Annotated in this window: 9 protein-coding genes and 2 pseudogenes; 10 read left to right on the top strand and 1 reads right to left on the bottom strand. The window is 71.1% G+C overall.

The genetic code is table 11. The features are described 5' to 3' along the window. Together AOK24_RS11160 and AOK24_RS11155 are read left to right on the top strand one after the other, a co-directional pair. Positions 1-700, top strand: a 700-nt coding sequence (locus AOK24_RS11160; RefSeq protein WP_055719909.1) for an ABC transporter ATP-binding protein, incomplete at its 5' end; no start/stop codon positions are given. Then, a complete protein-coding gene (locus AOK24_RS11155; RefSeq protein ID WP_055719908.1) occupies positions 693-1754 on the top strand; it encodes an ABC transporter ATP-binding protein in 1062 nt (353 codons plus the stop codon). The genes AOK24_RS11160 and AOK24_RS11155, both read left to right, overlap by 8 nt. A 158-nt stretch (positions 1755-1912) precedes the next feature. Here the strand turns inward: AOK24_RS11155 and AOK24_RS11150 are convergent, their stop codons facing one another. Continuing rightward, on the bottom strand, positions 1913-4051 hold the full coding sequence (locus AOK24_RS11150) for a S9 family peptidase (RefSeq protein WP_055719907.1): 2139 nt from the start codon (positions 4049-4051) through the stop codon (positions 1913-1915). 184 nt (positions 4052-4235) lie between these two features. On the opposite strand from AOK24_RS11150, the gene AOK24_RS11145 reads away from it, so the two are divergent. The 8 genes and pseudogenes from AOK24_RS11145 to AOK24_RS11110 form a co-directional block, all read left to right on the top strand. Beyond that, complete coding sequence (locus tag AOK24_RS11145; RefSeq protein ID WP_010350549.1) at positions 4236-4430, top strand: hypothetical protein; 195 nt, start codon at positions 4236-4238, stop codon at positions 4428-4430. An 89-nt stretch (positions 4431-4519) separates the two neighbouring features. Beyond that, entirely contained in the window at positions 4520-5404 is an 885-nt protein-coding gene (gene mshB, locus AOK24_RS11140) for an N-acetyl-1-D-myo-inositol-2-amino-2-deoxy-alpha-D-glucopyranoside deacetylase (protein ID WP_055719906.1), read from the top strand. Next, positions 5404-5805 (top strand): DUF6113 family protein, encoded by a 402-nt coding sequence (locus tag AOK24_RS11135; RefSeq protein ID WP_055719905.1) that lies wholly within the window; start codon positions 5404-5406, stop codon positions 5803-5805. Before mshB ends, AOK24_RS11135 begins: the two co-directional genes overlap by 1 nt. 155 nt (positions 5806-5960) lie before the next feature. After that, positions 5961-8120 (top strand): hypothetical protein, encoded by a 2160-nt coding sequence (locus AOK24_RS11130; RefSeq protein WP_055719904.1) that lies wholly within the window; start codon positions 5961-5963, stop codon positions 8118-8120. Between the two features lie 166 nt (positions 8121-8286). Beyond that, positions 8287-9132, top strand: a pseudogene (locus tag AOK24_RS11125) (ABC transporter ATP-binding protein); the annotation flags it as partial. Further along, entirely contained in the window at positions 9129-9869 is a 741-nt protein-coding gene (locus AOK24_RS11120) for an ABC transporter permease (RefSeq protein WP_055719902.1), read from the top strand. The pseudogene AOK24_RS11125 and the gene AOK24_RS11120, both read left to right, overlap by 4 nt. Continuing rightward, on the top strand, positions 9866-11008 hold the full coding sequence (locus AOK24_RS11115) for a sensor histidine kinase (RefSeq protein WP_055719901.1): 1143 nt from the start codon (positions 9866-9868) through the stop codon (positions 11006-11008). The genes AOK24_RS11120 and AOK24_RS11115 overlap by 4 nt, the downstream gene beginning before the upstream one ends. Then, a pseudogene (locus AOK24_RS11110) lies at positions 11005-11179 on the top strand (response regulator transcription factor); the annotation flags it as partial. The gene AOK24_RS11115 and the pseudogene AOK24_RS11110, both read left to right, overlap by 4 nt.

Here is an 11179-nt window from a genome sequence, read left to right as displayed (position 1 = left end):
GATGATCTTCCAGGACGCGCTGTCCTCGCTCAATCCCGTGCTGACCGTGGGGGATCAGCTGGGGGAGATGTTCGAGGTGCACCGGGGAATGTCCCGGAAAGACGCTCGCGCCAAGGCGGTCGAGCTCATGGACCGCGTGCGGATTCCGGCCGCCAAGGAACGTGTGCGGCAGTATCCCCACCAGTTCTCCGGCGGCATGCGCCAACGCATCATGATCGCCATGGCGATGGCCCTCGAACCCGCCCTGATCATCGCCGACGAACCCACCACCGCCCTCGACGTCACCGTCCAGGCCCAGGTCATGGACCTGCTCGCGGAGTTGCAGCGCGAGTTCAACATGGGCCTCATCCTCATCACCCACGACCTGGGGGTCGTCGCGGACGTCGCCGACCGGATCGCCGTCATGTACGCGGGCCGGATCGTCGAGCAGGCACCGGTGCACGACATCTACAAAGCACCGGCTCATCCCTATACACGCGGACTGCTTGATTCCATCCCCCGTCTTGATCAGAAGGGCCAGGAACTGTACGCGATCAAGGGATTGCCACCGAACTTGATGAACATCCCTACGGGTTGCGCGTTCAACCCTCGCTGCCCGATGGCTCAGGACATCTGCCGGACGGATGTACCGCCCCTGTACGACGCCGGCGAACACCGCACCAGTGCCTGCCACTTCTGGAGGGAGTGCCTCAATGGTTGATTCAACAGTTGAGCCGATCCTCGAAGTAAGTGGACTGATCAAGCATTACCCGTTGACTCAAGGAATCCTGTTCAAGAAACAGGTCGGTGCAGTCAAAGCGGTTGATGGTGTTGATTTCACCGTCAGCAGTGGAGAGACCCTCGGGATCGTAGGGGAATCGGGCTGCGGCAAATCAACTGTTGCCAAGATGCTGGTCAATCTTGAGCGCCCCACCGAAGGGTCGATCAAGTACAAGGGCGAGGACATCACCCAGCTCTCCGGCAAGGCGCTCAAGTCGGTGCGCAGGAACATCCAGATGGTGTTCCAGGACCCGTACACGTCGCTCAACCCCCGCATGACCGTCGGCGACATCATCGGCGAACCGTACGAGATCCACCCCGAGGTGGCCCCGAAGGGCGACCGGCGCAGACGGGTCCAGGACCTCCTGGACGTGGTCGGCCTGAACCCGGAGTACATCAACCGCTACCCGCACCAGTTCTCCGGCGGCCAGCGTCAGCGCATCGGCATCGCGAGGGGCCTGGCGCTGCGCCCGGAGGTGATCGTCGCGGACGAACCGGTCTCGGCGCTGGACGTCTCCGTGCAGGCGCAGGTGATCAACCTGCTGGAGCGCCTCCAGAGCGAGTTCGACCTGTCGTACGTGTTCATCGCGCACGACCTGTCGATCGTCCGGCACATCTCGGACCGGGTCGGCGTGATGTACCTGGGCAGGATCGTGGAGATCGGCAGGGACGCGGAGATCTACGACCACCCGACGCACCCGTACACGCAGGCGCTGCTGTCGGCGGTTCCGGTCCCGGACCCGGCGGCGCGGGAGCACAGGGAGCGGATCATCCTCGCGGGAGACGTGCCGTCCCCCACGAACGTCCCGTCGGGCTGCCGCTTCCGCACGCGCTGCTGGAAGGCGCGGGAGAGATGCGCGCAGGAGGTCCCGCTGCTGGCGGTCCCGGCGGAGTTCAGGGATGTCAGCGGCCCGGCGGCACACGACTCGGCCTGCCACTTCGCCGAGGAGAAGCAAGTCGTTCCCCCGGAAGAAGATCAAGGAAATGCACCCTGAAACCAACCCAAACGCACAGTAACCGCGTTAACACGCAGGCAACTTTCCCGACCCGGTTCCGATATACGGACGCGCGAGGCTGAACAGCGTACGGCCGTGCGGGTGCCGTAAACGGGCCGGAGCGCGCCATGTCGCTCCGGCCCGTTGCCGTACCCGCCTCAGCCCTGGACCAACCCCAGCGACCGCCGCAGGAAGTCCAGTTGGAGCCGCAGCAGGTTCTCCGCGACCTCCTCCTGGGGTGTCATGTGTGTCACCCCGGACAGCGGCAGTACCTCGTGCGGGCGTCCGTCGGCGAGGAGGGCGGATGACAGCCGCAGGGAGTGCGCGACGACCACGTTGTCGTCCGCGAGGCCGTGGATGATCATCATCGGCCGGTGGTCGGGGGCCGCGTCGACCAGCCCGGCGTCGTCCACGAGGGAGTTGCGCCGGTAGACGTCGGGCTGCTCGGCGGGGTGGCCGAGGTAGCGCTCCTGGTAGTGGGTGTCGTACAGGCGCAGGTCGGTGACGGGCGCGCCGACGACGGCCGCGTGGAAGACGTCGGGACGGCGCAGGACGGCGAGCGCGGCCAGGTAGCCGCCGAAGGACCAGCCCCGGATGGCGACCCGGCCCAGGTCGAGCGGGAACTCCCCGGCGAGCGCGTGGAGGGCGTCGACCTGGTCCTCAAGGACGACGGCGGCCAGCTCGTCGCGGACGGCCTTCTCCCAGGCCGGCGACCGCCCCGGCGTCCCGCGCCCGTCGGCGACGACGACCGCGAACCCCTGGTCGGCGAACCACTGCGAGGTGAGGTGCGGATTGTGCGCGGAGACGACGCGCTGGCCGTGCGGACCGCCGTACGGGTCGAGGAGGACCGGCAGGGGAGTGCCACCGTCGTAGTCCCGGGGCATGAGCACGGCGCACGGAATCCGGCGTGCGCCCCCCTGTGTGAGCCGGACGCGCGGGGACAGACCGGGATCTTCGGCGTACGAGGCGACGGTCGCGACGGGCTTGCCGTCCCGCAGGACGCGCGCGACGGACCCGGGGCGCTCCAGGGTCGCCGAGACGAGGACCGTGACGTCGCCGGAGCGCACCGCCGAGTGCACGCCGGGCTCCTGCGAGAGGCGTTCCACGCCCAGCTCGTTGACGCGGTAGACGTGCACCTCGCCGGTCTCGGGGTCGGCCGCCTCCTCCCCGGCGGAGGCCGACACGAGCACGTCGTCGCCGGAGACGTCCAGGACCGCTCGCACATGCAACTGCGCCGTCGTCAGCGGACGTTCCCCGACGGCCAGCACGCGCGCGCCGCCCTCGTCGGCGATGCGGACGAGCTGTCCGGAAGGGCTCCAGCAGGGCACGCCAGGGAAAAGATCCAGCCAAATCCGATCTTCGTCCGCGTGCACCATCCGGGTCGCCCCGGAGTCGGTGTCGACGGCCAGGTACAGCTGGCTGCGCTGGTCGCGCGCCTGGACGAGCAGCAGCGGGGCACCCGCCGCTGACCAGTGCACACGCGCCAGGTACGGGAAGCGCGCACGGTCCCAGACGATCTCGGTGCGGGACCCGTCGAGGCCCAGCGCGAACAGGCGTACGATCGCGTTCTCGGTGCCCGCCTGGGCGTACGGAATGTGCCGTGGCTCACGTTCCGGATGGGCCGGGTCCGAGATCCACCACCGCTTCACCGGCGTGTCGTCCACGCGCGCCACGAGCAGCCGGTCCGACTCCGGCGACCACCAGAAGCCCCGGTGCCGGTCCATCTCCTCGGCGGCGATGAATTCGGCCAATCCGTAGGTGACGGACGCCGATTCGGGTTCGGCGAGCGCGCGATCACCGTCGCCCTCCGCGCCGACGACCCGCAGGGCGCCCCCGGCGACGTACGCGACATGCCTCCCGTCGGGTGCCGGACGGGGGTCGATCACCGGTCCGGCGACGGGGAGTTCGCGTGCCGTGCCGGCCCGCAGCTCGGCCGTGAAAAGCCGCCCTGACAAGGCGAAAGAGGCCAGCTCGACGGCCGCGTCGGTGGCGTAGCCGACGATGCCCGCGCCGCCCTCGCGGGTGCGTTCGCGGCGGGCGCGCTCCTCGGGCGGCAGATCCTCGTCGGCGCCCCCGAGCAGGGCGACGGGATCGGCGGCGAGGCGCTCGGAGCCGTCCGCCGGGTCGAGGACCCACAGGGCGTTCGCGCGGTCCGTACCGGAGGGCGAGCGCAGGAACGCGACACGTTCTCCGCCCGGCGCGGCGCGGAACGAACGCGGCGCGCCGAGGGTGAATCGCTGGGTACGGGCGTGTCGCCGGGGGAAGGAGCCGGCGGGAGAACCGCTCTCGATGGTCATGTCCCGACCCTACGAGGCATGTTGGCCGCGCGCCCCCTTGCGCGTCCGTGCGCCGAAGGATGCGCGCATATCCGTAGCTATGATCACTACCGCTGTGTGGGTATGAACCTGCTGGCTGTTGTATGGATTTACACGTTCTCCCGCTCTGTTCCCCTGGTACCCGGGTTCTTGGAGGTGAGCCGCCGTGGCACTCTCGATATCGGCGGTGGTGCTGCTGGCGATCGTCGTCTTCTTGCTGGTCAAGAAGTCGGGCTTGAAGGGCGGTCACGCCGTCGTGTGCATCCTGCTCGGCTTCTACCTGGCGTCTTCCACGATCGCTCCGACGATCAGCGATCTGACGACGAGCGTGGCGAGCATGATCGGCGACCTCAAGTTCTGATGTTCGCCTGCCCGGATCGGCGCTGATCAGTCCTGTCCGTTTCGAGAGCCTCTGAGGGATCACGTTCCGGTCCCTCGTAGGCTGACCCCATGACGGATCTCCCCTCCCGCCGGCTCCTCCTGGTGCACGCGCACCCGGACGACGAGTCGATCAACAACGGCGCGACGATGGCCCGGTACGCGGCCGACGGCGCGCGCGTGACGCTGGTCACCTGCACGCTGGGTGAGCGCGGCGAGGTCATCCCGCCCGAGCTGGCCCACCTCTCCGGCGCGGCCCTCGGCACGCACCGCCGCCAGGAGCTGGCGGAGGCGATGCGCGCGCTCGGCGTCGACGACGTGCGCCTGCTCGGCGGCGCCGGGCGCTACGGCGACTCCGGGATGATGGAGACCGCCGACAACGACGACCCCGCGTGCTTCTGGCAGGCGGACGTCGAGACGGCCGCCAGGCAGCTCCTCGACGTCATCCGCGAGGTACGGCCCCAGGTCCTCGTCACGTACGACGAGAACGGCGGCTACGGCCATCCCGACCACATCCAGGCGCACCGCGTCGCCATGCGCGCGGCCGAACTCGCCGACGCCGAGGGCGTACCCGTCGCGAAGGTCTACTGGAACCGCGTCCCGCGCGCGGTCGCCGAGGACGCCTTCGCGCGGCTGGAAGAGGACCTCCCGGCGCTGCCGTTCGACAAGGCGGGCGAGATCGCCGACGTCCCCGGAGTCGTCGCCGACGAACTGATCACCACGGCGATCGACGGCGGACCGTACGCGGACGCAAAGGCGACCGCCATGCGCGCGCACGCGACGCAGCTCGAAGTGGAGCCCGGAGGGCGGTACTTCGTCCTGTCGAACCACCTCGCGCAGCCGCTGTTCACGACCGAGTACTACCAACTCGTGCGCGGAGAGAGCGGGAAGAGCGGCGAGAGCGGCGAGAGTGCCGACGCCCGTGAGACCGACCTCTTCGCCGGGCTGGGGGTCTGATGTCGATCGACCTCGCCCAGCCCCTCAAGCCCCCCTCGGCGGCCCGCGCCGCGGCCTACGTCGGCCTCCTCCTGCTCGGCGCGGCGACCGGCGCAGCCGGTTCCCTCGTGCAGGCGGGCTGGTTCCCCGGCGGGCTGCTGCTCGCGCTCGCCGGGGCCGCGGGACTCTTCCTCGGCGGCGCGCGGGCGACCGGCACGCGCGCGGGGGCCGTCGCTTCGGCCGCCGGGTGGATGATCGCGGTCGTGCTGTTGACGGCCGGCCGGCCCGAGGGCGACTTCCTGTTCGCGGCGGGCGGCGGCTCGTACCTGTTCCTGCTCGGCGGCATGGCAACGGCTGTGATCTGCGCCACCCTTGGCGCGGGGAGGCAACCGATCGGCGCCGACGCCCGACTTGGGAAGTGACGTACCACTTCGCCGTGGCGTGAGCGTGCGTATCCCGTGTGGGTTTCCCCGGCGCTCGTGGGATCGGTGGCAGAAGTGGCCAGTATGGTGGTGCGCGCCGCCGAGCTGCCCGTGAGGTCGTGGCGGGCGGCGGAGCCAACCTGGAGAAGCCTGCCTTGAGTCGTGAAACTGACACTCCGTCCTCCGGGCCCACCAACGGGCGCGGGGGAGCCGCGTACCCGTCGGGTACCCCGCCGTACGGGACGCCGATGGTGTCCGACGGCGGTGCGGACGCGGGCCGTTCGGCCGCCCAGCCGGAGGAACGCAAGACCGAGACGACGGTGACGACCCGGATCCGCATCAACATCCCCGGGTCCCGGCCCATTCCGCCGGTCGTCGTGCGCAAGCCCGTCGGCGAGGGAGAGGGCGACGAGCCGGCCGCCGAGCCGCAGCCGTCCGTGCCCGCGCAGGCCACCGAGGCGCCCGCGCCCGAGCCCGCCGCCGAGAAGAACGACTGGTTCGCGCCGCGCAGACCGTCAGGCCCGAAGACCAACGGCGCGGGCATGCCCGGCGCTTCGTCCGGTACCAACGGCGGACAGCCGTCCGCGCCGGGTACGGCTCCCGGTACGGCGGGCGCACGACCCGCCGGGGGTGCCATAGGCGGCGCCCGCCCCGGCGGCGTGGTCGGCTCGATGTCCGCCCCCGGCAAGCGCCCCGGCGGAACCAACGGCTCCGGCCTGCCCGGCGGTGCGACCGGCGGCCCCGTCGCGCCCGGCCACGGCGGCGGCACCGGCTCCTTCGACGTGACCGAGGTCCTCGCGGCGACCACCCCGCGCGCGAGCGCGCCGGAGCCGACCCGCGACGACCTGCCGTACTTCGCGGAGCCCGAGAGCAGCACGACGGCCCAGCACGACTTCTCCGACCAGCACAACTTCTCCGCCCCGAACGGCGGTTACCCGGACCCGAACGCGCCCACGGGCCCCACCGTGGGTCCCGTGACCGGCGGCGCGGCCGTCCCCCAGGCGGGACCCGGCGCCCCCGGCACGGCCCCGGGACCCGGCGGCCCCGGCCTGATGAACGGCCTGGCCGCACCCGGCGTGAAGCCCGGCCCGGGCGCCCCCGGCCTCGGCACTCCCGGCCCGGGCACCCCTGGACCCGGCGCTCCCGGCACCGGCCGGCTCCCCGGCGGCGGACTGAGCGACGACACGGCGATCCTGACGCCGCAGAAGCTCGCCCCGAACCCCGGCCCAGGCGGCTTCCGCCCTGGCGGCCCCGGCCCCGAGGGACCCTCCGGGCAGACGCTGACCAGCGGCATCCCGGTCGTCCCCCCGGCGACCCAGAGCGCCCCGCCGAAGCAGACGGCGCCCGCGAAGGGCAAGAAGCAGAAGAAGGGCCGCAGCAAGCTCGGCCTTCTCGTCGGCCTGGTCGTCGTCGGCGGCGCGGGCGTGTACGGCGCCGGCCTGCTGCTGAACCACTCCGACGTCCCCAAGGGCACCACCGTCCTCGGTGTCGACATCGGCGGCTCCACGCGCGACCAGGCCGTCAAGAAGCTCGACGACGCCTTCGGCACGCGCGCGCTGAACGCGAAGCTCCAGCTCAAGGTCGGCGACAAGCAGGTCACGCTCCAACCCGACCAGGCGGGCCTCCAGTTCGACATCCCGGCGACCGTCGACTCCGTCGCCAAGAGCGACTACAACCCGGTCTCCGTGGTCGGCGCGCTCTTCGGACAGCAGCGGGTCGTCGAGCCCGACATGCCGGTCGACGAGGAGAAGCTCCAGGCGGCCCTGGAGAGCGCCTCGGGCGGCTCGGCGTCCTCCTCGGACGGCACGATCAAGTTCGAGGACGGCAAGGCCGTCGCCGTCTACGGCAAGCCCGGCGAGGGCATCGACACCGCCAAGGCGCTGCCCGCCGTCGAGGAGGCCTACCGCAAGCAGGTCGAGACCGGCGTCGCGGCCCCGGTCACCGTCCCGACGACGACCAAGCAGCCGACGGTCTCCAACGCCGAGGTCGACCGGATGATGAAGGAGTTCGCCGAGCCGGCGATGTCCGCCATCGTCGTGATCCAGACGCCGGGCGGGGCGCAGAGCATCAAGTTCGGCGCCAAGTCCCTGCCGGAGATCATCGGTTTCAAGGCGGTCAACGGCAAGCTCGTCGACACGTACAACCTCGATGTCCTCAAGGAGAAGTACGGCCAGACCTTCGACGGCGTCAAGGTCACCACGGCCACCGGCAAGCGCGACGTCCTCCCGCAGGACGTGGTGAACGCCCTGCGCAAGGCCCTGGTCGGCAAGACCACCGCGGAGCGCACCGTGGCCATCGAGACCGACCCGAGCTGACCTGCCAGGACATTCGTACCGGGGTGCCGCATGACAGAAGTCATGCGGCATTCCGTACGTTCCACACTGTGCGTGACCAGGTCCGCGAAGCGACCATGGACGCATGACAACGACAGCTTCGGTGGTCGCGTTCGACCAGGTCAGCAAGGTGTACGGCGAGGTACGCGCCGTCGACGCCCTGACCCTGGACCTGCGCCCGGGGGAGACCGTGGCGCTGCTCGGGCCCAACGGCGCGGGAAAGTCCACGACACTGGACCTCCTGCTCGGCCTGAAGACCCCGGACAGCGGCAGCGTCCGCCTGTTCGGCACCACGCCGCGTGAGGCGATCGTCGCCGGCAAGGTCGGCGCGATGCTCCAGAGCGGCGGCCTGATGGACGAGGTGACGGTCGCCGAACTCGTCCGCCTCGCCTGCGACCTGCACCCGAGGCCCTACCGCCCGGCCGACGTGATGGCCCGCGCCGGCATCACCGCCATCGCCGACCGCAAGATGAACAAGCTCTCCGGCGGCCAGGCCCAGCGCGTCCGCTTCGCCTTCGCCACAGCCGGCGACAGCGACCTGATCGTCCTGGACGAACCGACGACGGGCATGGACGTCACGACCAGGCAGGGCTTCTGGGCGACCATGCGCGAACAGGCCGACCAGGGCCGTACGGTCCTGTTCGCCACGCACTACCTGGAGGAGGCCGACGCGATCGCCGACCGCGTCCTCGTCCTGCACCGGGGCCGCCTCCTCGCCGACGGCACGGCCGCCGAGATCAAGGCCAAGGCGGGCGCCCGCCGCATCTCCTTCGACCTCGCGGGCGAGATCCCGCAGACCCTGCGCGACCTGCCCTTCCTCACCGCGCTCGACGTATCGGGCCGCACGGTCCGCATCCAGTCCACCGACGCCGACGCGACCGTCCACGCCCTGTACGGCACCGGCCTCTACCCCGAGAACCTCGAAGTCACCGGCCTCGGCCTGGAGCAGGCGTTCGTGGCGATCACCGAAGCCGAGGAGGCACGCACCCGATGAACAGCCTGATCCGGCTCGAACTGTCCCGCGCCCTGCGCAACCGCAAGTTCCTGTTCTTCTCGGTGATCTACCCCGCCGCCCTGTTCCTGCTGATCGCGGGCAGCGCCAACTCCAAGGACAAGATCGACGGCACGGGCCTCACCCTCCCGACCTACATGATGGTCTCCATGGCCTCCTTCGGCGCCCTCACCGCCGCGCTCACCGGCAACAGCGAGCGCATCGCCAAGGAGCGCGAGAACGGCTGGACCCGGCAGCTGAGGCTCACCACGCTCCCCGGCCGGGGCTACGTCCTCGCCAAGACCGCCAGCGCGGCCGTCGTGAGCCTCCCGTCGATCGTCGTCGTGTTCGCCGTCGCCGCGCTCGTGAAGGACGTACGGCTCGACGCCTGGCAGTGGATCGCCCTCACCGCCGCGATCTGGGCCGGCAGCCTCGTCTTCGCCGCGCTCGGCGTCGCCCTCGGCTATGTCGCGACCGGCGACGCGGTCCGGCCGATCACGATGATCACCTACTTCGGCCTGTCCATCCTGGGCGGGCTGTGGATGCCCACGACGACGTTCCCCGGCTGGCTCCAGGACATCGCGCAGTGGGTCCCCACACACGCGTACGCCGCGCTCGGCCGCTCCATCGAACAGAGCGAGATGCCGCACGCGACGGACGTCGTCACCCTCGCCGTGTTCTTCGCCCTCTTCACGGGCGGCGCGGCGTGGCTGTACCGGAAGGACACGCTGAAGGCGTGAGCAGCGTCGGCATCGGGCAGCGCCCGCAGACCAGGAGACAGAAGGCCGTCAAGGTCCTCTGGATGAGCATCTGGCTCGCCTACCTGAGTGCGCCGGTCAACGACCTCCTGCACGGCGGCCACGGCCCCGGTGTCCGGGTCCTCGGCGCGATCGGCCTGACCGCGTTCGTCGCCTGGTACTTCACCCTGATCTTCCGCACCGGCCGGGGCGAGACCAACGCGCTGGTCCTCGGCTCGCTGGCGGTCCTGGCCACCCAGTCGGCGGTCCTCGCGCTCACGCTGGGCCGGGAGTGGCTCGTCCTGTTCGTGTACGTGTCGATCTCCTCCGGCGCCGCGCTCCCGTTCCGGCTGGCCCGCTGGACCATTCCGGCGGCCTCCGCGCTTCTGACCGGGGTCGCCCTCACGGTCCCCGGCGGGCAGGCCTACCTCGCCGGTCTGCTCTTCCCGGCGCTGCTCGGCGGCTTCTCGATGACCGGCATCCGCCAGCTCATCCGGACCACGGTGGAACTGCGCGAGGCCCGCGCGGCCGTCGCCCACCTCGCCGCCAACGAGGAACGCCTGCGCCTCGCGAGAGACCTGCACGACCTGCTCGGCCACTCCCTCTCCCTGATCACCCTCAAGAGCGAGCTGGCCGGGCGGATGCTGCCCGGGCACCCCGACAAGGCCGCCCAGCAGATCGCCGACATCGAGCAGGTCAGCCGGCAGGCCCTCGTCGACGTCCGGGAAGCCGTCACCGGCTACCGCAGGCCCCGGCTCGCCGCCGAACTCGCGGGCACGCGCGTCGCGTTGACGGCCGCCGGGGTCGAGGTGCGGCTCCCGGCGGACGTCCCGCTCGACGGGGTGTCCGAGGACAGCGAGTCCGCGCTCGCGTGGGCGCTGCGCGAGGCGGTCACCAACGTCGTCCGGCACAGCGGGGCGGGCCGGTGCGCCGTCGACCTCGTCCGGCGCCAGACCCTCGACGGGCCCCTCCTCGAACTCGCCGTCGAGGACAACGGCTCCGGCGGCTCCCCGGGCACGCCCGGCAACGGGCTCACGGGGCTCACCGAACGCCTGGAGAAAGCGGGCGGCACCCTGGAGACGACCTGCACGAAACACGGCTTCCGGCTCGTCGCCCGCGTCCCCGTAGGATCCGCCCCATGACCCGCACGATCAAGGTCCTCCTCGCCGAGGACCAGTCGATGGTCCGTGAGGCCCTCGCCGCGCTCCTCGGCCTGGAGGACGACATCGAGGTGGTCGCCCAGGCGGCGCGCGGCGACGAGGTCCTGACGGCGGCCCGCGCGTACCCCGGCCTCGACGTCGCCCTCCTCGACA

It is taken from the genome of Streptomyces niveiscabiei, assembly GCF_001419795.1.
In the GTDB taxonomy this organism is placed as follows: domain Bacteria; phylum Actinomycetota; class Actinomycetes; order Streptomycetales; family Streptomycetaceae; genus Streptomyces; species Streptomyces niveiscabiei.
Note: the sequence above shows the minus strand (reverse complement) of the source record. Positions and strands in the feature narration are given on the sequence as shown.